Source organism: Pseudoxanthomonas sp. SORGH_AS_0997, from assembly GCF_031453535.1.
Taxonomy (GTDB): Bacteria; Pseudomonadota; Gammaproteobacteria; order Xanthomonadales; family Xanthomonadaceae; genus Pseudoxanthomonas_A; species Pseudoxanthomonas_A winnipegensis.
This window is the reverse complement of the sequence record NZ_JAVIZI010000001.1, coordinates 3,295,001-3,316,124: the sequence shown is the minus strand read 5'-3', so window position 1 is coordinate 3,316,124 and position 21,124 is coordinate 3,295,001. Positions and strand designations below refer to the sequence as shown.

Sequence of the window (21,124 nt, the reverse complement as noted above, 5' to 3'; positions counted from 1 at the left end):
TTGCCTCAGCGCGGCTTGAACACGCCGCGCGCCTCGCGCGGTTCGCTGCGCAGATACTGCGAGGCGATCGGCAGGGTCGCGCCCAGCGCCACCGCCGCGTGCCAGGGCCAGCGCGGGTCGTACAGCGCGGCGCGGGCGATGGCCACCGCATCGGCCTTGCCTTCGGCCACGATGCGCTCGGCGTGCGCCGGCTCGGTGATCAGGCCGACCGCGACCACCGGCATGGTCGACAGCGCCGCCTTGATGTCGCGGGCGAACGGCACCTGATAGCCGGGTTCCACCGGGATCTGCTGGCGTGGATCCAAGCCACCGCTGGACACGTGCAGATAGCTGCAGCCGCGCGCTTCCAGCGCCTGCGCCAGGGCGATGCTCTGCGCTACGTCCCAGCCGCCTTCGACCCAATCGCTGGCCGAGATGCGCATGCCGACCGCCATGCTGTCCGGCACCGCGGCGCGCACCGCGTCGAACACCTGCAGCGGCAGGCGCAGGCGGTTCTCCAGCGAGCCGCCATAGGCATCGGTGCGATCGTTGCTCAGCGGCGAGAGGAACTGGTGCAGCAGATAGCCGTGCGCGCCGTGCAGCTCGATCAGGTCGAAGCCCAGCCGGTGCGCGCGCTGCGCGCTGTCGACGAAGGCCTGCACGATCGCCTCGATGCCGGCCTCGTCCAGGCGCTGCGGCGCCGGATCGCCTTCCTCGTACGGACGATCGGTGGAGGAGACGGTCTGCCAGCCGTGCGGCGCATCCGGCGCGATGGCCGCGCCATCGTGCTCCCACGGCTTGTGGGTGGAGCCCTTGCGCCCGGCGTGGGCCAGCTGGATGCCGAGCCGGATCGGCGACCAGCGCCGGATGCCTTCCAACACGGGGCGCAGGGCCTGCTCGGTGGCGTCGTCCCACAGGCCCAGATCGGCCCAGGAAATGCGCCCACGCGCCTCGACCGCGGTGGCTTCCAGAATCAGCAGGCCGGCGCCGGACTGCGCCAGATGACCCAGATGCATGGCGTGCCAGGCATTGGCCTGACCATTGTCATCATCACAGGAGTACTGGCACATCGGCGCAATGACGATGCGGTTGTCCAACGACAGCGGCCCCAGGGACAGGGGCGAAAACAGCGTGCTCACGAAGTGTGGCCTTACAACGGGGGGAGAGCCCACATTGCAACGCGCGGCGTTAGCACCCCGCAAGCGCACCGCTGGATCAGCCTGTCGCGCACACGACGCTCAGGCCGTCACACCGTCCTCGAGAAAGGCCAGCGCCTGCGCGCAGTCGTGCTGCACCTTCAGCGTGAGCAACGCGTCGGCGCGCGTGCGGCCGTGGTTGAGCGCGGCTACCGGCAGGCCGGCCGCATGCGCCCACTGCACGAAGCGCAGGCCCGAATACACCATCAGCGAAGAGCCCACCACCAGCAGCGCATCGCTGCGTTCCAGCGCCTCGCGCGCGGCGGCCACCCGCTCGCGCGGCACGTTCTCGCCGAAGAACACCACGTCCGGCTTCAGCACGCCGCCGCAGTGCGCGCAGGCCGGGATGTCGAACGCGGCAAAGTCCACGCCCTCCAGATCCGCATCGCCATCGGGCGCGATGCCGGCGTGATGCCGGTCCCAGCCTGGATTGCGCGCGACCAGCTCGGCCTGGAAGTCCTGACGCGGCGTGCGTCGCTCGCAGCCCATGCAGCGCACCACATCCAGCCGGCCATGCAGATCGATCACCTGGCGGCTGCCGGCGGCCTGGTGCAGGCGGTCCACGTTCTGGGTGAGCAGCAGCGAGAGCTGCCCGCGCGCCTCCAGCGTCGCCAGCGCACGGTGCACGCCGTTGGGCCGCGCGGCGCCGAAGCGCGGCCAGCCGACCAGGCTGCGCGCCCAGTAGCGCTGGCGCGTGGCCAGCTCGCCCATGAAGGCCTGATAGGTCACCGGCTGCGGCCGCTTCCACGCGCCGTCGCGGTCGCGGTAATCGGGAATGCCCGAATCGGTGCTGCAGCCCGCGCCGGTCAGCACGAACAGACGCGCGTGGCGCGCGATGAACTGCTGCAGGTCCTGTGGCGTGCTCATGCGCGTTCCCGGCACCGGTTGGCGATTGACTTCCCGACACACGCGCGCAGGCGCGCCGTCGTGGCCTTCGCACGTGACCAGGCCCGCCATGCATGGCGGTGCAGGGTGTCGGGCAGGGCACTCATGACGGCGGATGCGCAGGCGAGGACATGCGCCCTATCTTGGGTGTCCCGGAAGACAACGCAAGGACGTCCGGCGCATGGCAGCGTCCCGTCGCGGCCGCGATGCGGCGAATTGCCGCCGCCCGGTCCATCCGGGATACTTCGGCCGACCCGCAGGATGCGGGGCGCACGGCGCCTTGGGCCTTGTGCCATCCGATCACCGTCCCTGCATCGAGTCCGCGCCGTCCACGTGAGTTCGCCCGTGCCATCGTCCCCCGGTCCTGTGCCCGCCCCGCTGCGCCTGGCGCTGCTCGAGGACGACGACGTGCTGCGCGAGCGCGTGCTGCTGCCGGGGCTGGCGCGCCATGGCTTCGACGTGGCGCCGATGCGCACGGTGGCGCAGCTGGAGGCGGCGCTGGCGCAGGCCAGCTTCGACCTGATCGTGCTCGACATCGGCCTGCCCGATGGCGATGGCTTCACCCTCACGCGCCAGCTCCAGGCCGGGCGTCCGGGGCATGGGCATCGTGATCCTCAGCGGGCGCGATACCTCGCCGGACATGGTGCGTGGCCTCAGCCAGGGCGCCGACGCCTACCTGACCAAGCCGGTGGAGATCGAGATGCTGGCCGCGACCTTGTTCAGCGTCGCGCGGCGGCTGTCGCGGCCCGCGGCCGCGGCGGCGCACGAGGTGCCGGCGTGGCAGCTGCAGGACGATGGCTGGTGCCTGTTCTCGCCGCAGGGCAAGGCCGTGGCGCTGACCCAGTCCGAGCGCCGCGTGCTGCTGTGCCTATGGCGCACGCGCGGCAAGCTGGTCTCGCGCGCGTCGCTGCTGGCCACGCTCGGCGGCGAGCTGGGGCTGGAGATCGACCCGCATCGCCTCGATGCGCTGCTGCATCGCCTGCGCCAGAAGGTGCAGGACCGCGCCGGCCTGGCGCTGCCGCTGACCGCCGTGCGCGGCGCCGGCTACCTGTTCAATCCGCAGGCGGACTGAGCGGCGCGGCGACCTGCGGCAGGCGCAGGGTGAAGCGCGTGCCCTGGCCGGGCGCGCTGTCCACCCACAGGCTGCCGCCGCCCTGCTGGGTCAGCTCCTGCGCCACCGCCAGGCCCAGGCCCGTGCCCTGGCCCGCCGGCTTGGTGGTGAAGAACGGCTCGAAGGCCTGCTGCATCACCTCGGCGCTCATGCCGATGCCGGTATCGGACAGGCGCAGCACCACCTGCCGCTCCTCCAGGCTCACCTCGATCGAGAACGTGCCGCCCTCGGGCATCGCATCGCGCGCGTTGGCGGCGAAGTTGAGCATCACCAGGTCGAACTGCGCGCGATCCAGATGCACCACGCAGGGCAGCGCCGGCGTGCGCAGCCGCACCTGCACGGACGCGCCGAACAGCTGCCGCAGCATGGGCTGCAGCTCGCCCAGCGCATCGGCCACGTCGAAGTCGCGCGGCACGGCCAGTTCGCGCCGGCTGAAGCTCAGCAGCTTGCGGCTGATCGCCACCCCGCGCTGCGCGGCCAGCTCCACGCCCTCCAGCGCATCGCCCATCGCCTGCGCGTCGACGACCGGGTCGTAGTCCAGCTCGTGCAGGCGATGGCGCTGGGCGGTGTAGCCGATGATCGCGCCGAGGATGTTGTTGAAATCGTGCGACACGCCGCTGGCCAACTGGCCGACCGACTCGATCTTCTGCAGGTGCAGCAGCCGTGCCTGCACGCGCTCGCGCTCGCGCATCTCCACGCGCAGGCGCTCGGCCGAACGCCGGGCGCTGAACAGGCCTTCGCGCAGCGCCTCCACCGTGCGGTCCAGCACCAGGGTGATCATGAAATAGCTCATCGCCAGCGACGGCAGGTTCTGGAAGGGGTTGCCGGAGGCGTTCGGCGCCTGGCCTTCCGGGCTCTCCATGCCCAGCCAGAACATCAGCGGGATGCACGCATACACCGCCCACAGCGCCCAGCGCCCGATCACCAGGGCCGCCAGCGTCAGCAGCATCATCGGATAGGGATCGAAGGCCTGCAGCTGGTAGCCGAAGGCGATGTTGGCCGCGATGCCCGAACACAGGGTCACGCCGATGAACAGCGCCGTGGCCGGCTTGACCTGGCCGCGCCGGATCAGCCACACGCCGATCCACGCGGCCAGCGTCATCGCCGCGTCGGTGCCGATGTCCACGGCCAGCTGCGTGGCGTCCATCTGGATCCGCGCCGCGGTCAGCAGGTGGTAGGCCTTGTTGAGCGGAATCTCGGTGCCGAGGAACAGCATCAGCACCTGCAGCGCCGGCGCGTTGCGGCGGTCGATCGGATCGGAGGCCGGCACCCTGCGCAGCCAGGCGACCGCCTGACGCCACAGCGGCGGGCGCCAAGGCAGGCGCCAGAACCGACTGCGATCAGATCTCCCCATGGGCCGTGAGTCTAGCGTGAGCCGGCCATGAGATTGCGGGCATTGAGCGCGCGCGGCGGCTGTCGGTAAATCCTTCCACGCGTGCCGTGCGGGGAGCCGGTGCGAATTCCCTTCTCCGGACCTATCGCCATGCCCAGCCTTGCCATGTCGTCCGTGCGCCGTGGGCGCACGTCCTCCCATCGCATCCTGCCTGCCCTGTCTTGCAGTCCGTTGACCGCCGCGTTGCTGCTCGCGCTGGCGCTGCCGGCCGGCGCCATGCCGGCGGCGGACGTGGACCCGCCCGCAGGGGCGACCGCCCAGGCGAGCCAGACCGTCGCGCCGCAGGCCGATGAAGCGGCCGTCGTGGCGGCGGCGGTGGATCCCAACTACTTCGCCGCCAGTGGCGCCGGTGACGGCAGCGACAACGCGGCCGCCGGCGGCACCAGCGCTGTAGGCATCGGCGCCGGCGCCGACGCCGCAGGGAACTTCGGCGTGGCGATCGGGGCCCGGGCCACGGTGAGCGACGCCTACGGCATCGCCATCGGCCACAACGTCACCGCCGGCAACACGGCCATCGCGATGGGCGACGGGGCGCAGGCCACCGGGCAGTCGGCGGTGGCCATCGGCGGCAGCTTCTTCGGCAGCGCCTTTGGCGATTCGGACGGCGCGCGCGCCACCGGCTTCGGCGCGGTCTCCCTGGGCGCCTATGCGGAGGCGATCGGCGACAACGCCACGGCCCTGGGCTGGTCGTCGACGGCGGCCGAGGCGGGGGCGGTGGCTGTGGGCAGTTCGGCCAGCGCGCAGGCGCAGTACGCCACGGCATTCGGCAGTTCGAGCGCCGCGTCCGGGGCGGCGTCCATGGCGCTGGGCTATGCGAGCCGGGCCACCAATGACGCGGCCGTGGCCATCGGCACCTACGGCCTGGCCGAAGGGTTCGCCGGTGTGGCCATCGGCTACGGCACCACCGCAGCGGGCGATGGCGGCACGGCGCTGGGGGAAGGTGCGATGGCGCAGGGCCAGCAGAGCGTGGCCATCGGCGCCAGCAACGCCAGCGTGTCCGCGCAGGCCAACGGGCTGGGCGCGGTGACGGTGGGTGCGGGCTCGTGGGCGCTGTCGGACTACGGCGTGGCGCTGGGCTTCGACAGCCACGCCGATGCGATGTACGCCACCGCCCTGGGCGCGCAGGCGATCTCCACCAGCGCCAGCGCCACCGCGCTCGGCGCGCAGACCTTCGCCGACGGCGATGAGGCCACCGCGGTGGGCTACATCGCCAGCGCGTCCGGCCTGGGCGCCGCGGCGTTCGGTTCGGGCGCCAGCGCACTGGGCGACGGCGCGCTGGCGCTGGGCACCAACAGCGCGGTGACCGGAGCGAACAGCGTCGCGCTGGGCGCCGGCAGCTTCGCCGATCGCGCCAACAGCGTCTCGATCGGCGTAGCCGGCGCGGAGCGCCAGCTCGCCAACGTGGCCGCCGGCACCGAGGACACCGACGCGGTGAACCTCTCGCAGCTGCACGCGCTGGCCGACACGCTGACCCTGGCCGGCGGCGCGACCGTCGACGGCCTGGGCCAGATGGCCGCGGCGCTGGGCGGCGGCGCGGGGTATTCGGCGGCCGGCGGCTTCGTGCTGCCGCGCTACAGCCTGCAGGGCGCCAGCTTCACCAATGTCGGCGACGCGTTGACCGCGCTGGATGGCGCGTTCTCCGGCCTCTCCACGCGCCTGGCCTCGCTGGAGGCCGCACCGGCGGCCGGCAGCGGCGCCGGCGGGGTAGCGGTCGGCGGCGGCAGCGCGAACGGCGCCAGCGTGGCCGACGGCAGCAACGGCGTGGCCATCGGCGCGGGCGCGGCCAGCGGCGGCCAGAACGGCACCGCCGTCGGCGGCGGCGCCTACGCGGCGGGGCCCAACGACACCGCGATCGGCGGCAACGCCAAGGTCAGTGCCGATGGCAGTACCGCGGTCGGCGCCAATACCGTCATCGCGTCCGCCGCCACCAATGCGGTGGCGGTCGGCGAGAGCGCCACGGTCGGCGCGGCGTCCGGCACGGCGATCGGCCAGGGCGCCTCGGCCACCGCCACCGGCGCGGTGGCGCTGGGCCAAGGTTCGCTCGCCGACCAGGCCAACACCGTCTCGGTGGGCAGCGCCGGCCAGGAGCGCCGCGTGACCAACGTTGCGGCCGGCACCGCCGCCACCGATGCGGCCAATGTCGGCCAGGTGCAGGCGGGCGATGCGCAGGCCGTGGCCACCGCGCACGCCTACACCGACACCACCGCGACCAGGACGCTGAGCTCGGCCAATGCCTATACCGATCAGAAGCTGACCGCGCTCGACGACCGCTTCAGCCAGCTCTCCAACGATCTCGGCCACCGGCTGGCCGCGCAGGACAAGCGCATCGACCGGATGGGGGCGATGGGCTCGGCGATGATGAACATGGCCATCAACGCGGCCAATGCCAGGACCGCCAACGGCCGCATCGCCGCCGGCGCCGGCTGGCAGAACGGCCAGGCCGCGCTGTCGGTGGGCTACGCCAAGCAGATCGGCGAGCGCGCCTCCTTCAGCATCGGCGGCGCCTTCAGTGGCGAGGACGCCTCCGCCGGCGTCGGCTTCGGCATCGACCTGTAACGCCCCGTGCTTCCGCCTGGCCTCGCGCCGGGCGGTGCAGCCCTTCGCTTGTCTCCTTTCGCCCCGAATCGGTCGCCGACGCAGCGGCCGCTCCTTGCCCGAGGTCCCACGATGAATCCGACGTCCATTCCCTTCCGCCGCAGCGTGCTGGCGATTTCGCTGGCCGCGGCCGTGTGTCCCGCCCTGGCGCAGGTCTCGCGCTTCGGCACGCTGCAGACCGGCGTCGCCAGCGAGCCCCTGGCGGTCTACGACGGCCTGCTGGTCACCTACCGCAGCGGCAGCAGCGAGCGCATCAGCGCGGCGGCCGCGGCCAACAAGCTGAAATCGGCGATGGCCACCACCGCCGTGCGCAGCCAGTGGAGCGCCCAGTTCCGCCAGGCACCGCCGGCGCTGAACCGCGTGCGCCGCATCGCCACCGGCGCCGATCTGGTGCGCCCGGCCCGCGCGCTCAGCCAGGAACAGCTCAACAGCCTGATGCAGACCCTGCGCGCCGATCCTTCGGTGGCCCATGTCGAACCCAACCTGCTGATGAAGCCGATCCGCGCGACCGCCCAGGCGATCCTGCCGCCGGGCCAGGCGCCGAACGACCCCGGCGCGGTCGTGCAGTGGCACATGCGCGCGGCCGACGGCCACGCCGAGTACACCGAAGCGGACGGCAGCACGGTCAACTTCCCCAACTGGGGCGGCATCAACGCGATCCCGGCCTGGCAGTACGGCGACGGCGAGGGTGTGGTGGTGGCGGTCATCGATACCGGCATCACCGCCCATCCCGACCTGGACACGTCCCTGGCCGACGCCGGCTACGACTTCATCAGCAGCGGCTACATGTCCGGCCGCGCCACCGACGGTCGCGTCCCGGGCGGCTGGGACCTGGGCGACTGGACCAGCGAAGACAAGTACCTGGTCGAGAACGGTGGCTGCGCGCAGAGCTACGAGCAGTCCGACAGCTCCTGGCACGGCACCCACGTCGCCGGCACCGTCGCCGAGCTGACCAACAACGGCGTGGGCATGATCGGCGTGGCGCCCAAGGCCAAGGTGCTGCCGGTGCGCGCGCTGGGCCATTGCGGCGGCACCACCGCCGATATCGCCGATGCGATCACCTGGGCCTCGGGCGGTCATGTCGACGGCGTGCCGGACAACCAGCACCCGGCCGAGGTGATCAACATGAGCCTGGGCGGGTACGGCAGCTGCACCAGCGACGGCGTCACTGCCGCGGCGATCAGCGGCGCGATCGCGCGCGGCACCACGGTGGTCGTGGCGGCCGGCAACGACAACAGCGATGCCAGTGCCTATACCCCGGCCAGCTGCCCCGGCGTGATCAACGTGGCCGCCACCGGCATCACCGGCAAGCGCGCGTATTACTCCAACTACGGCAGCAGCATCACCCTGTCCGCGCCCGGCGGCGGCGGTTACACCAACGACGACCCGAACACCGGCACCAAGCCCCGCGCCGGCTTCGTCTGGTCCACCCTGAACCGCGGCGCGCATGAGCCGGGCGAGCCGGCCTACGCGGGCTACACCGGCACGTCGATGGCCTCGCCGCACACCGCCGGCGTCGTCGCGCTGGTCATCAGTGCCGCCTACAGCGCCGGCAAGCCCATTCCCACGCCCCAGCAGATCCGGGAAATCCTGACGCAGACCTCCAACGTGTTCCCGATCAAACCGACCCTGCGCATCGGCGCGGGCATCCTGGACGCCAGCAAGGCCGTCGCGCGCGCCTCGGGCGCGGCCGGCGGTGGCGATGAAGCCAATGCCGTGATGCTGAGCAAGGGACAGGTGCTCGGCGGCCTGAGCGCGGCGCAGGGCGGCACGCAGCTGTTCCGCATCGACGTGCCCGTCAATGCGCGCAACCTGCAGATCCGCACGCTCGGCGGCAGCGGCCAGGTGAAGATGTATGTGCGCGCGACGCGGGCGCCCAGCGCCGATGGCAGCGATGCCGACGCCAGTTCGGTGCGCGCCGGCACCACGCAGAACATGCAGACCGCCCTGCCGGTGTCCGACAGCTACTTCATCCGCCTGGTCGGCGGCACCGGGGGCTACCGGAACATCAGCCTGACCACGACCTACTCGACGTACTGAAGCGGCGGCGCGCGTCAGGCCGGGCGGCTGACCTCGATCAGGTTGTCGTCCGGGTCGCGGAAGTACAGCGAGGTGATCGGCCCGGTGGCGCCCGTGCGCGCGACCGGGCCTTGCTCGATGACCACGCCCAGCGCCTGCAGCTGCGCCTGGGCCTGCTCGATCGGCGTGTCGATCAGCAGGCACAGGTCGCCCGAGCCCGGCGTGGGCCTGCGCGCCTTGGGTTCGAACTCGTGCCCATGCCGGTGCAGGTTGATCTTCTGCTGACCGAAGGCCAGCGCCTTGCGGCCCTGGCCGAAGGTGATCACCTCCATGCCCAGCACGCGCGCATAGAAGGCGCAGCTGGCCTCGACGTCGGCGACGGTCAGGACCAGGTGGTCCAGGCGTTCGACTTTCATCGCTCATTCTCCTCTGGGCGGATGCGGCCCGAAGCGTCCGTAGGGTCTGCTGTCGTCGGCGCCCTTGCGCAGCACCTGCGCGGCCAGCAGCGCCAGCGCCTGCAGCGCCAGGCAGAAGATCACCAGCGCGCCCCAGCCGCCGTGCTGCCAGAACCAGCCGCTGACCGAGCCGATCACGCTGGAGCCGATGTAGTAGGCCAGCAGATACAGCGAGGCCGCGTGGCTCTTGCTGGCCTTGCCCAGCCGGCCGACCCAGGCGCTGGCGGCCGAGTGGGCGATGAAGAAGCCGATGGTCAGCAGCACGATGCCGAAGATCACCAGCCACAGGACATGCGACAGCGTCATCGCCACCCCGACGATCGCGCAGACCGTGCCGGCCAGCACCACCGGCCCGCGGCCGAAGCGATCCGAGGCCGATCCTGCCACCGAAGACGAGACGATGCCGAACACATAGGCCGAGAAGATCAGGCCGATCTGGCTCTGGCTCAGGCCGAACTCCGGCCCGCCCAGGCGGAAGCCCGCATAGTTGTAGACGCTGACGAAGGTGCCCATCAGCAGGAACGGGATGGCGAACAGCCACGGCAGGTAGCGGTCGCGCAGATGCCCGCCCCAGGCCTGCACGTGGTAACCCAGCCGCACCCCGGTCTTGCGCACGAAGTTGCGCGAGGGCGGCAACAGCAGCACGAAGCCGATCGCCACCAGCAGGTCGACCGCGCTGAGCGTGGCCAGCGCCGTGCGCCAGCCCAGGTGGTCGGTCAGCACGCTCATGCCGATCCGGCCCATCATCCCGCCGAAGGCGTTGCCGGCCACGTACAGGCCGGTGGCCGCGCCCAGCTTGTGGCCCGGCAGCTCCTCGGCCAGGTAGACCATGGCCACCGCCGGCACGCCGCCCAGCGCGATGCCCGAGAGCATGCGCACCACCACCAGCGACTCCCAGTGCGGCAGGAAGGCGGCCACGCCGTTGAGCACCGCGGCCAACGCGATGGAGGCGAACATCAGCCCGCGCCGGCCCAGGTTCTCCGACACCGCGCCGGCGCAGAAGATCGCCACGGCCAGCCCACCGGTGGCCAGCGACAGCGGCAGCGAGCTGGCGGCCGCGCTCACCCCGAAGCTCCTGGCGAACTCGGGCAGCAGCGGCTGCACGCTGTAGAGCAGCGAGAAGGTGGCGAACCCGGCCAGGAACAGCGCCAGGCGGATGCGGCCCAGTGGCACGGGCGTGTCGAGGTCGACGGGCGCTGGACCTGCGTCCAGGGCGGTGGCGGAAGCGCGGGGCATGGCGAACGAGGCTGGCGCGTGGGGGAGGGCAGTATCTGACCGCCCCGACCATGCGTCCAATATATGATGCAGGCAGTCGCCATACGTGCTGCATATGGAGCCCCATGGAGCTGCGACACCTGCGCTATTTCCTGGCCGTGGCCGAGGAAGCCAACTTCACCCGCGCCGCCGCGCGCGTCGGTATCGGCCAGCCGCCGTTGAGCCAGCAGATCCAGGCGCTGGAGAAGGAGCTGGGCACGCCGCTGTTGGTGCGCACCCCGCACGGCGCCCAGCTGACCGACGCCGGGCAGGCCTTCCTGCTGGAGGTGCGGCGCGTGCTGGTCGATGTCGAGCGCGCCGCCGACAGCGCGCGCCGGGCCGCGCGCGGGGAGAGCGGCCGCCTGCGGCTGGGCTTCACCGCCTCGGCCGCGTTCAACCCGGTCGTGCCGCAGCTGATCCGCGACTACCGCCGCGCCTGGCCCGCGGTCGAACTGGCGCTGGAGGAGACCAACACCGCCGGCCTGCTCGATGGCCTGGCCCAGGGCCGGCTGGATGCGGCCTTCATCCGCTACAGCGTGGCCACCCCGCCGGAGCTGGCGCTGATCCGCTTCCCGGACGAGCCGATGAAGATCGCCGTGCCGGCCGCGCATCCGCTGGCGGCCCGGCGCAGCGCGCCGCTGTCGGTGCTGGCCGGCGAGCCCTTCATCCTGTTCCCGCGCAGCTTCGGCACCAGCCTGTACGACGAGATCCTGTCCGCCTGCCGCCAGGCCGGCTTCAGCGTGGCCATCACCCAGGAGGCGCCGCAGATGTCCTCGATCGTCAACCTGGTCGCGGCCGAGCTGGGCGTGTCGGTAGTGCCCGAATCCACCGCCCAGCTGCAGCTGCCCGGCGTGCGCTACCTGGACATCGAAGGCCCAGTGCCGATGGCGCGGCTGGCGCTGGCGGCCATGCCCACGCGGGCCCATACCCCGCCGCCCTTGCGCCATCTGCTGGCGCTGGCGCGCGGCGCCGACCCGATGCAGGCCGGCGCCGCCTGAGCGATCAGTCCAGCCGGCCCAGCGCCGCGGCGTCGAAGTCGCGCAGTTCGTCGGTGGCGCCGCGGTGGATCTTCTCCGCCCAGCGCGCATCGCTCAGCAGCGCACGGCCGACGGCGATCAGGTCGAACTCCTCGCGCTCCATGCGGGCCACCAGCCGGTCCAGGCCGACCGCGCTGGAGCCCTCGCCGCCGAAGGCGCCCATGAAGTCGCCCGACAGGCCGACCGAGCCAACGCTGATCGTCGCCGCGCCGGTGAGCTTCTTCGCCCAGCCGGCGAAGTTGAGCCCCTCGGCCCCGTCGATCTCCGGGAATTCGGCCTCCCAGAAGCGCCGCTGCGAGCAATGCAGCACGTCCACGCCGGCCTCCACCAGCGGCACCAGCCAGGCAGCCATCGCCTCGGGCGTGTCGGCCAGGCGCGCGCTGTAGTCCTGCTGCTTCCACTGGCTCAGGCGCAGGATGATCGGGAAGTCGGGCCCCACGGCCGCGCGCATGGCCTGCACCACCTCGACGGCGAACCGCGAACGCTCGGCCAGCGTGGCGCCGCCGTAGCGATCGTCGCGCGTGTTGGTTGGCGCCCAGAAGAACTGGTCGAGCAGATAGCCGTGCGCGCCGTGGATCTCCAGCGTGTCGAAGCCCAGGGCCTGGGTGTCGGCCGCCGCGCGCGCATAGGCGGCGATGGTGTCGGCGATGTCCTCCTCGGTCATCGCCCGGCCGCGCGGCTTGCCCGGCGCCTCCAGGCCCGACGGGCTCTCGACGCCGTCCTGCTCCCACGCCGTCTGGAAGCTCTGCACCGCGCCGACATGCCACAGCTGCGGGCCCATCCGGCCACCGGCCTGGTGCACCCCGTCGATCACCGCACGCCAGCCGGCCAGCGCCGCCTGCCCGTGGAAGACCGGGATGCCCGGATCGTTGCGCGCGCCCGGCCGGTCCACGACCGTGCCTTCGGACAGGATCAGGCCGACCTCGTGTTCGGCGCGGCGCCGGTAATAAGCCGCCACGTCGGGGCCAGGCACGCCCTCAGGCGAGAACGCGCGCGTCATCGGCGCCATCACGATGCGGTTCTTCAGCGCCAGCGACTTGACTTGGAAAGGGCGGAACAGCACCTGCGCAGCAGCAGAGGACATGGACGACTCCGTGGGGAAGGAAGGCGCAAGAGGGTATATTTCGTATACCAGGTGTCAATCAGGCACCCTCAAGCGACCAGGTATCCCCGAGGAAACCACCATGCACGCACCGCAGCCCCAGGTGCTCTCCGCCGCCGATTGCCCCAGCCGCCTGCTGCTGGACCAGATCGCCGACAAGTGGTCGGTGCTGGTGCTGGCCGCCCTCTGCCGCCAGCCGCTGCGCTTCAACATGCTCAAGCGCACGCTGGAAGGCATCACCCAGAAGGCGCTCACCCAGACCCTGCGCCGGCTGGAGCGCAACGGCATCATCGAACGCCGCGTGGTCACCGCCTCGCCGATCGCGGTGGAGTACCGCATCACCGCGCTGGGCCGCACGCTCAAGGCGCCGTTCGAGGCGCTTTATGCCTGGACCCGCGAGCACCTGCCCGATGTCGAGCGGGCGCGCGAGGCCTTCGACGCCCGCGAGCAGGCGCAAACGCTGCCCGCGGCCGCCAACGACTGATTCAAGCCTGGTTGAAATCCAGCGCGCCGGTCAGATCGCCCGGCGGCGGGCCGCCGGCGGCGACCATCGCGTCCTCGCGCAGCTTCAGGCCCGGCAGCTTCTCCAGGCCGAAGCGGCGCGTGATCAGGCGCGCGATCGAGCCGGTGTCGTAGATCGTGTGGTCCACATGCCCGCGCTTGGCGAAGGGCGAGATCACCAGCGCGGGGATGCGCGTGCCAGGCCCCCAGCGATCGCCCTTGGGCGGCGCCACGTGGTCCCACCAGCCGCCGTTCTCGTCGAAGGTGATCACCACGACCATCTGCTTCCACTGCGGGCTGTTCTGCAGCGCGTGCACGATCGCCGCCAGGTGCCGGTCGCCGGCCTCGATGTCCGAGTAGCCGGCATGCATGTTGAGATTGCCCTGCGGCTTGTAGAACGCCACCGGCGGCAGCTTGCCGGCCTGCGCGTCGGCGATGAACTTGTTGGTCGCCGCGGTCTCGCCCAGGCCGCCATCGCGCAGGTGCTGCTTGCGCGCCGCGCTGCCCGGCGCCAGCGAGGCGAAGTAGTTCAGCGGCTGGTGATGCGCCTGAAAGTTGGGATGGCTGGGGAAGCTGCCGTCGTTGCTGTCGCCCATGCCGTCCAGCGCCGCCTGGAACGCACCGGCGTACCAGGCCCAGTCCACGCCCTTGGCGCTCAGCATGTCGCCGATGTGCTTGTGCGACTGCGGCGGGCAGGTGTTGGCGCTGCTGGCATCGGCCAGCGCGGGGTTGGCCTTGTCCACGTTGAAGCCCGGCGAGTACGGCGGCCCGATCGTGTTGACCGCCCAGTAGTCCGGCGTCAGCGTCGGGCGCGAGGTGAACTTGGCCACGCCGTCCATCGCGCTGGCCGGGCTGTTCTCGGCCGGGATCAGCGCCTTGCCGTCGGGCTTGCCGTCGGCGGTCTTGGCGATGTGCAGCTTGGCCGGACTCTTGTCGGCGTTCGGATAGAACGGCGGTTGCGCGGCGACCAGGTACTGGTGGTTGAGGAACGAGCCGCCGAAGGCGCCCATGAAGAAGTTGTCGCACAGCGTGTACTGCTGGGCCAGCCGCCACAGGCGCAGGTTCACCGCCGTGTCGGCGTAGTGCCCCATCAGCAGCGCGCCGGTGTCGCCCCAGGCGACGAAGCCATCGTTCTTGCCGCCGTTGATCTGCATCTGGTTGCGGTAGAACTCGTGCACCAGGTCGCGCGTGACCACGCCATGCGGCAGCGGCTCGCCGGCCGGCGTGCGCAGCGCGAACGGCGCATTGGGCAGGCCGGTGATGTCCTCCTGCTTGATCTGATAGCTGCGGTGATTGACCACCTGGGCATCGGGCACCATGCCGTCCCAGATCGGCGGCAGGGTCTTGAGCGGCGTGCCGTCGCGGTCCTTCTGCACCGCCTTGGCCGGGTCGAGCGCCTTCAACGGCTGCTGCAGTCCCGGGAAGTCGGCGAACAGGTTGTTGAAGCTGCGGTTCTCCGCATAGAGCACCACGATGGTCTGCACCTGCTCGCGCAGCTGGGCATCGGTGACCGGCGTGGCCGCGCGGCTGCCGGCCTTGGCCGAAGCCGCGGCTCCGACGCCGGCGGCCTTGGCGGCGGCCTCGCCGCCCAGCCCCAGCGCGGCGCCCGCGGCGGCAAGCCCGCCCAGCAACCGGCGGCGCTGCGGATCGGAGGGAGAGGATTCGGGCAAATCGTCGTCGTGCTGGCTCATCGTGGACTCTGTGCGGAAAACGAAGAAGGCGCTCCTCTCGGAGCGCCCCCTAGTGTGCAGAGTCTTGATGACCGTCGTCAGGCACGAAGGTCATGCCGTGGGCGGCCAGTCACACGGGAGATGGGTTCAGATGCTCTTTCCCGCTGGCGGCGTGCTGGGCGTGCTGCTGGCGGGCGGCGTGCCGCTCCCGTACTCCTGTCTGGCCGACGGCGTCTCCCGCAAGGTGTCGTTGTAGTAGCGGGAGTTATCGCTTCCGTTGACCAGCGCGTAGCTCTGCCCGTTGATCTTCCAGCCCCAGGCGCTCGTGGGAACGGACTTGATCTCGATCGGGACGAAGCGCGCATCGTACTGTCCGTCATCCCGCGCGACCGATTCCAGCTTCATGCGGATGACCGCCTGGGAGCTGGAGGCTTCCCCGTTGCGCTGGGCGGGATCGATCACCAGCTGGTCGATGGTCTCGCGAAGCAGGCGGTTGACCGAGGGCTTCAGCCGTTGGGAGGGCACCATGCTGGTGACCTTGCCCTCCTTGTTGACGGTGATCAGCACCGGGATGACGCCTTCTTCGTAGGTGGCAATGGCCAGTTCCGTGGCCAGCGCCGGGGCGGCCGCCGCCATCAGCAGGCCGGCGGCCAGCGTGTATTTGAGAAGTGACATGAGACTGCTCCGGTAGACTTCCATGAAGGGAGAAGACGCGGCGTCAGCACGAGAGACTGGACGTCCAGAGGCTGCTTACTCCTCCCTCCAGGCCGCTGTCAAATGTGCGGATTGCCGCCGCCGGTCAAGCGTGTTTCGAGCCGGCGGAAGTCGCCGGCGGTTGAGCGGGTTGCGACGGAGGCACGGGTGCGGGCGCAGGGCGCTGCGGCTCACGATGAAATTCCGGCGGCGGCGTCCCCAGACGCGGGGTGGGCGGGCCGCGGAAGTCGTCCACCAAAGCATAGCGGTCGCCATCGAGTCGCCAGAACCAGGCGCCATAAGGCACCTGCTTGCCATCGACCGGCACGAACTTCGCGGCGTACCGGCCATCCTCCATCGGCGTGAGGTCCAGCTTCATCCGCAGGACCATCTGGCTGTTGACCGGACGGTCGTCGCGTCGCGCCGGCGCCACGATGGCCTCGTCGAGATTCTTGCGAAGCAGCCGGTTCATCGACGGCCTCAAGGTCTGCGAAGCCTGTACCCGGGTGACCTTGCCCTGGCTGTTGACCGACACCAGCACCGGGACCACCCCCTGTTCGAAGCGGGCCACGGTCAGTTCCGTGGCGGAGCAGCCAAAACTCGCAAGCGCCAGGGCGCCGGCGCAGAACCCTACGAGAGAGCGTTCCATCTTCGAACTCCTGGTCAATCGAGGGAAACGATCGTTGGCCAAAGCGGTCGCCAAGGTGCGGCCATGCCAAGCATTGCGTCTGCGAATCTACGCCTCGCCCGCTGCCTGTCAAATCTCGGCCGGCCCGGGCAGGGCGGCAACCGCCACCGGACTGCGCTCGGCAAACTGCCCGCGCCAGTACGGGTAATACGGATACGGCGGCTCCACCGCGCTGGCGGTGTCCAGGCGGGCGATCTGCTCGGCGGTCAGCGACCAGCCGACCGCGCCCAGGTTGTCGCGCAGCTGGTCTTCGGTGCGCGCCCCGATCAGCACGCTGCTCACGGTCGGACGCTGCAGCAGCCAGTTGATCGCCACCTGCGGCACCGTGCGGCCGGTCTCGGCGGCGATCGCGTCGAGCACATCGACGATGGCGAACAGGCGTTCGTCGCCGATCGCTGGGGCGAACGCGGCCGTATCGTGCAGCCGGCTCTGCGCGGGCAGCGGCTGGCCGCGGCGCAGGCGGCCGGTCAGGCGGCCCCAGCCCAGTGGGCTCCACACCACCGCGCCCAGGCCCTGGTCCAGGCCCAGCGGCATCAGCTCCCACTCGTAATCGCGCCCGGCCAGCGAGTAATAGGTCTGATTGGCGACGAAGCGGCTCCAGCCCCGCGTGTCGGCCACCGCCAGCGACTTCATCAGCTGCCAGCCGGCGTAGTTGGACGCGCCCAGGTAACGGACCTTGCCGGCCCTGACCAGGCCGTCGAGCGTGGACAGGGTCTCCTCCACCGGCGTCATCGCATCGAAGGCATGCAGCTGCAGCAGATCGATGTAGTCGGTGCGCAGGCGTCGAAGCGAGTCGTCGACCGCGCGCAGCAGGCGCAGGCGCGAGGCGCCGGCGTCATTGGGTCCCTCGCCCAGACGCAGCCCGGTCTTGGTCGAGATCAGGGCCCGCTCGCGGCGCCCGGCCAGCGCCGCGCCCAGGATCTCCTCGGACGCACCGTCCGAGTACACGTCGGCGGTGTCGAACAGATTGGCGCCGGCCTCCAGGCACAGATCGACCAGGCGCCTGGCCTGCTCGACGCCGGTATCGCCCCAGGCCGAGAACAGCGGCCCCTTGCCGCCGAAGGTGCCGGCACCGAAGCCCAGCACGGGCACCTTGAGGCCGGAGCGGCCAAGCAGTCGGGTTTCCATCGACATGCGCGTGATCCTGTATCGAGAAGAGGGAGTGTCGTGACCAGGCTCAGCGAGCCTGTTCGCTTTTGAGGCGTTGAGGGCAGGCAGTGCCAGCGGCCGAGCGCGCTTCCAGACGCAGCGCCCAGGCCGCCACGACCAGCGCGGACAGCGGCACCAGCGCGCCGATCCATGGCAGCGCGGTCAGGCCGGCGCCACGCGCCAGCACCACGCCGCCGAGCCAAGCGCCCAGGGCGTTGCCCAGGTTGAACGCGCCGATGTTCAGGCTCGAGGCCAGGCTCTGCGCGCCGCGCGCCTTCTGCAGCACCCACAGCTGCAAGGGCGAGACCGTGGCGAACGCCGCCGCGCCCAGCAGTCCGGTCAACACCACCATCGCCCAGCGGCTGTGCAGCGCCAGGCCGATCAGCCCCATCGCCACGGCCAGCGCCAGCAGCGTCCCTAGCAGCGCCGGACGCAGGCTGCGGTCGGCCAGCCGACCGCCCAGCAGGTTGCCCAGGATCATGCCGACCCCGAACACCAGCAGGATCGGCGACACCGCCGCCTCGGCGAAGCCGGTCACCTGGGTCAGCAAGGGCTGGATGTAGGTGTAGACCGTGAACATCCCGCCGAATCCCAGCACGGTCATCAGCAGGCCCAGCAGCACGGGCGCGCGCAGCACGGCCGCCGCTTCCTCGCGCAGCGAACCCGGCGCCGGCGCATTGCGGTCGTGGGGCACCAGGGTCGCGATCACCAGCGTGGCCACCACGCCGATCGCCGTCACCGCCCAGAACGTCGCCCGCCAGCCGTGGTGCAGCCCCAGCCATGCGCCGGCCGGCACGCCCAGCAGCGTGGCCACCGTCAGGCCGGTGAACATGATCGAGATCGCCGAGGCCTTGCGCGCCTCCGGCACCAGCGAGGTCGCCACCACCGCGCCCACGCCGAAGAACGTGCCGTGCGCCAGCGAGGTGACCACGCGCGCGGCCATCAGCAAGGCGTAGTTCGGGGCGAGCGCACAGGCCAGGTTGCCCACGGTGAACACCACCATCAGCGCCACCAGCACCGCCTTGCGCGGCATGCGCGCGGTCGCGGCGGTCAGCACCGGCGCGCCGACGAACACGCCCAGAGCGTAGCCGGAGATCAGCAGCCCGGCGCTGGCGAGGTCGACGTGCAGATCGGTCGCGACCTGCATCAGCAGGCCCATGATCACGAATTCGGTCGTCCCGATGCCGAAGGCACCGGCGGTGAGCGCATACACCGCCAGTGGCATGCGCGAAGGAGTCGAGGAGGCAGGCATGGGGGCGCCTTGGGGAGGGGAGCTCCACAGCCTGCGCCTGAGACCGCGCAAGAAAAACCGCTGCTATGCTGAATCACTTTCAAGATTTCATTGAGAATGGCCATGGACCGCGTCGGCGACATCGCCTTGTTCCTGCGGGTGCTGGACCTGGGCTCGATCAGCGTCGCCGCCCGCCAGCTGGACCTGTCGGCCGCCGTGGCCAGCCAGCGGCTCAAGCGCCTGGAGCGCGAGCTGGGCGTGCGCCTGCTGCACCGGACCACGCGCCGCCTGCATCCCACGCCCGAGGGCCAGGCCCTGGCCGAGCGCGGCCGCGTGCTGGTCCGCGATCTGGAGGCCCTGGGCGAGGACCTGCGCGAAAGCGCCCAGCAGGTCTCGGGGACCTTGCGCGTCACCCTGTCGGCGTCGTTCGGCATGCTCTACGTCGCGCCGCTGCTGCCGGAATTCCAGCGTCTGCATCCCCGGCTGCGCGTCAGCGCGCATCTGAGCGATCACCTGGTGGACCTGGTGAAGGAAGGCTTCGACCTGGCCATCCGCATCGGCCCGCTGGCCGACTCGGGCCTTTACGCGCGCAGCCTGGCCTCCAATGCGCGTGTCTTGTGTGCCTCACCCGACTACCTGCGCCGGATGGGCACGCCCAGGACGCCGGCCGACCTGGCCACCCACGATGGCGTGCTGCTGATGGGACGCGACGGCCGCCAGGATGTCTGGACCCTCGTCGGCCCGGACCGGCAGAGCGTGCGGGTGCGCATGGCCAGTCGCTTCGAGAGCAATTTCGGCGAAGTCCTGCGCGAGGCCGTGCTCGCCGGGCAGGGCATCGCCGTGCACTCGCTCTGGCATGTCGCCGCCGACCTGCGCGCCGGGCGGCTGCTCGCGGTGCTGCCCGACTGGCGCCCGCCGGTCACATCCATCAGCGCCGTCACCCCGGCGCGGCTGCAGCCGCCGCGGGTGCGGCGGTTCGTCGAATTCCTGACCGCCCGGCTGGGCGACCCGCCGCCGTGGGAGCGGCTGGAAGCGCCGTGAGGCCCTCAGCGCAGGCTTTGCAGTGAGGCCTCCCGCGCCACGGCAAGGCTGTGGCGAGGCGAGATCGGCAGCGCCGCGGTTGGCGAACGCAAGCGCTCAGAACAACACGCCCTGCGGCGATGCCGGCCGCGGCGGCAACGGCCTGACGAAGCGGCTGCAGTCCAGGCTGCGGCGGGGAGTATCGGCATAACCCAAGCGCCTGTGCGCCACCGCGAAGCGCCGCGCCAGCAGGTCGGCATACACCCCTTGGCCCCGCATGCGCTTGCCGAAGGCGCTGTCGTAGTCCTTGCCACCGCGCGCCTGACGCACCGTGCTCATCACGTGCGCGGCGCGGTCGGGATGGTGCGCCTGCAGCCAGTCACGGAACAGCGGCGCCACTTCGTGCGGCAGGCGGAGCAGCACGTAGCCGGCGGTCTCGGCGCCGGCGTCGCGTGCCGCCTCCAGCACCGCTTCCAGCGCCTGGTCGTTGATCCACGGGATCACCGGCGCCACCATCACCCCGACGGGCACTCCGGCCTCGTGCAGGGCGCGCATCGCGCGCAGCCGCGCATGCGGCGCCGATGCGCGTGGCTCCAGCCTCGCCGACAGATGCGGGTCCAGCGAAGTCACCGAGAAGTGCACGCTGACCAGATTGTCGCGCGCCAGCGGCACCAGCAGATCCAGGTCGCGCTCGACCAGCGCGTTCTTGGTGATCAGCGAGAAGGGGTGGCGGGTCTCGGCGAAGACCTCGATCAGCCGCCGGGTCAGCCGCAGCTTGCGCTCGATCGGCTGATAAGCATCGGTGTTGATCCCCAGCGCGATGGGGCTGGGCACGTAGCCGGGCCTGGCCAGTTCGCGCCGCAGCAACTCCGGCGCATTGGTCTTGGCGAACAGCCGCGTCTCAAAATCCAAGCCCGGCGACAGGTTCAGATAGGCGTGGCTGGGGCGGGCGAAGCAGTAGCTGCAGCCGTGCTCGCAGCCGCGGTAGGGGTTGACCGACTGCGTAAAGCCCACGTCCGGCGACTGGTTACGACTGATGATGCTGCGCGCGGTCTCCTCGCTGACCTGCGTGCGCAAGCGCGGCGCGGCGAATTCCTCGCTCTCCTCGGCATGCCAGCCGTCATCCTCGGCCTGGCTGACGGTCCG

General features: G+C 71.1%; 19 protein-coding genes (1 of these 19 only partly in view). 6 read left to right on the top strand and 13 right to left on the bottom strand.

Annotated elements, in window-relative coordinates; all coding sequences use genetic code 11:
• Positions 1-5 precede the first annotated feature (5 nt).
• From QE438_RS14430 to QE438_RS14420, 3 genes are all read right to left on the bottom strand, one after another.
• Complete coding sequence (locus QE438_RS14430; protein WP_306994715.1) at positions 6-1,118, bottom strand: NADH:flavin oxidoreductase/NADH oxidase; 1,113 nt, start codon at positions 1,116-1,118, stop codon at positions 6-8.
• Between the two features lie 99 nt (positions 1,119-1,217).
• On the bottom strand, positions 1,218-2,042 hold the full coding sequence (locus QE438_RS14425; RefSeq protein WP_306994717.1) for an NAD-dependent protein deacetylase: 825 nt from the start codon (positions 2,040-2,042) through the stop codon (positions 1,218-1,220).
• Positions 2,043-2,360: 318 nt separating this feature from the next.
• Positions 2,361-2,660 (bottom strand): hypothetical protein, encoded by a 300-nt coding sequence (locus QE438_RS14420; protein ID WP_309734927.1) that lies wholly within the window; start codon positions 2,658-2,660, stop codon positions 2,361-2,363.
• Between QE438_RS14420 and QE438_RS14415 the strand changes: the two genes are divergently transcribed.
• Complete coding sequence (locus QE438_RS14415; protein WP_309734924.1) at positions 2,659-3,132, top strand: winged helix-turn-helix domain-containing protein; 474 nt, start codon at positions 2,659-2,661, stop codon at positions 3,130-3,132. The two genes, QE438_RS14420 and QE438_RS14415, sit on opposite strands and share 2 nt — an antisense overlap.
• On the opposite strand, the gene QE438_RS14410 is transcribed toward QE438_RS14415, so the two are convergent.
• The gene (locus QE438_RS14410) at positions 3,113-4,441 is read right to left on the bottom strand and encodes an ATP-binding protein (RefSeq protein WP_306994721.1); all 1,329 of its coding nucleotides are present in this window, start codon (positions 4,439-4,441) and stop codon (positions 3,113-3,115) included. The genes QE438_RS14415 and QE438_RS14410 overlap by 20 nt on opposite strands.
• 294 nt (positions 4,442-4,735) lie before the next feature.
• On the opposite strand from QE438_RS14410, the gene QE438_RS14405 reads away from it, so the two are divergent.
• Together QE438_RS14405 and QE438_RS14400 are read left to right on the top strand one after the other, a co-directional pair.
• Positions 4,736-7,120: a hypothetical protein gene (locus QE438_RS14405; RefSeq protein ID WP_306994723.1), complete on the top strand. Its 2,385-nt coding sequence runs from the start codon at positions 4,736-4,738 to the stop codon at positions 7,118-7,120.
• A 111-nt stretch (positions 7,121-7,231) separates the two neighbouring features.
• On the top strand, positions 7,232-9,199 hold the full coding sequence (locus QE438_RS14400) for a S8 family peptidase (protein WP_309734918.1): 1,968 nt from the start codon (positions 7,232-7,234) through the stop codon (positions 9,197-9,199).
• Between the two features lie 14 nt (positions 9,200-9,213).
• Here the strand turns inward: QE438_RS14400 and QE438_RS14395 are convergent, their stop codons facing one another.
• Positions 9,214-9,594, bottom strand: coding sequence for a VOC family protein (locus QE438_RS14395; protein ID WP_306994729.1), 381 nt, complete (start codon positions 9,592-9,594; stop codon positions 9,214-9,216).
• Positions 9,595-9,597: 3 nt separating this feature from the next.
• Positions 9,598-10,869 carry an MFS transporter gene (locus QE438_RS14390; RefSeq protein ID WP_306994731.1) on the bottom strand — a complete coding sequence of 424 codons (1,272 nt, stop codon included), beginning with the start codon at positions 10,867-10,869 and terminating at the stop codon, positions 9,598-9,600.
• A gap of 104 nt (positions 10,870-10,973) precedes the next feature.
• On the opposite strand from QE438_RS14390, the gene QE438_RS14385 reads away from it, so the two are divergent.
• Complete coding sequence (locus QE438_RS14385) at positions 10,974-11,885, top strand: LysR family transcriptional regulator (RefSeq protein WP_306994733.1); 912 nt, start codon at positions 10,974-10,976, stop codon at positions 11,883-11,885.
• A gap of 4 nt (positions 11,886-11,889) precedes the next feature.
• On the opposite strand, the gene QE438_RS14380 is transcribed toward QE438_RS14385, so the two are convergent.
• Positions 11,890-13,008, bottom strand: a complete 1,119-nt coding sequence (locus QE438_RS14380) for an NADH:flavin oxidoreductase (RefSeq protein ID WP_130532181.1) — start codon at positions 13,006-13,008, stop codon at positions 11,890-11,892.
• A 100-nt stretch (positions 13,009-13,108) separates the two neighbouring features.
• On the opposite strand from QE438_RS14380, the gene QE438_RS14375 reads away from it, so the two are divergent.
• Positions 13,109-13,510, top strand: a complete 402-nt coding sequence (locus tag QE438_RS14375; RefSeq protein ID WP_306994736.1) for a helix-turn-helix domain-containing protein — start codon at positions 13,109-13,111, stop codon at positions 13,508-13,510.
• A gap of 1 nt (position 13,511) precedes the next feature.
• Here the strand turns inward: QE438_RS14375 and acpA are convergent, their stop codons facing one another.
• The 5 genes from acpA to QE438_RS14350 all read right to left on the bottom strand — a co-directional run bounded on the left by acpA (position 13,512) and on the right by QE438_RS14350 (position 18,979).
• Positions 13,512-15,218: an acid phosphatase gene (gene acpA, locus QE438_RS14370; protein ID WP_306994738.1), complete on the bottom strand. Its 1,707-nt coding sequence runs from the start codon at positions 15,216-15,218 to the stop codon at positions 13,512-13,514.
• Positions 15,219-15,344: 126 nt separating this feature from the next.
• The gene (locus QE438_RS14365) at positions 15,345-15,872 is read right to left on the bottom strand and encodes a hypothetical protein (protein ID WP_306994741.1); all 528 of its coding nucleotides are present in this window, start codon (positions 15,870-15,872) and stop codon (positions 15,345-15,347) included.
• Between the two features lie 124 nt (positions 15,873-15,996).
• On the bottom strand, positions 15,997-16,539 hold the full coding sequence (locus QE438_RS14360; RefSeq protein ID WP_306994743.1) for a hypothetical protein: 543 nt from the start codon (positions 16,537-16,539) through the stop codon (positions 15,997-15,999).
• A 108-nt stretch (positions 16,540-16,647) separates the two neighbouring features.
• On the bottom strand, positions 16,648-17,706 hold the full coding sequence (locus tag QE438_RS14355; RefSeq protein WP_306996275.1) for an aldo/keto reductase: 1,059 nt from the start codon (positions 17,704-17,706) through the stop codon (positions 16,648-16,650).
• Positions 17,707-17,755: 49 nt separating this feature from the next.
• Entirely contained in the window at positions 17,756-18,979 is a 1,224-nt protein-coding gene (locus QE438_RS14350) for an MFS transporter (RefSeq protein ID WP_306994745.1), read from the bottom strand.
• Positions 18,980-19,081: 102 nt separating this feature from the next.
• On the opposite strand from QE438_RS14350, the gene QE438_RS14345 reads away from it, so the two are divergent.
• A complete protein-coding gene (locus QE438_RS14345) occupies positions 19,082-19,999 on the top strand; it encodes a LysR family transcriptional regulator (protein WP_306994747.1) in 918 nt (305 codons plus the stop codon).
• Between the two features lie 96 nt (positions 20,000-20,095).
• On the opposite strand, the gene QE438_RS14340 is transcribed toward QE438_RS14345, so the two are convergent.
• Positions 20,096-21,124, bottom strand: partial view of a PA0069 family radical SAM protein gene (locus QE438_RS14340; RefSeq protein ID WP_306994749.1) — the 3' portion only. Its footprint extends 57 nt past the window's final position; 1,029 of the gene's 1,086 nt are visible here — the last part of the coding sequence; its start codon lies beyond the right edge, outside the window; its stop codon occupies positions 20,096-20,098.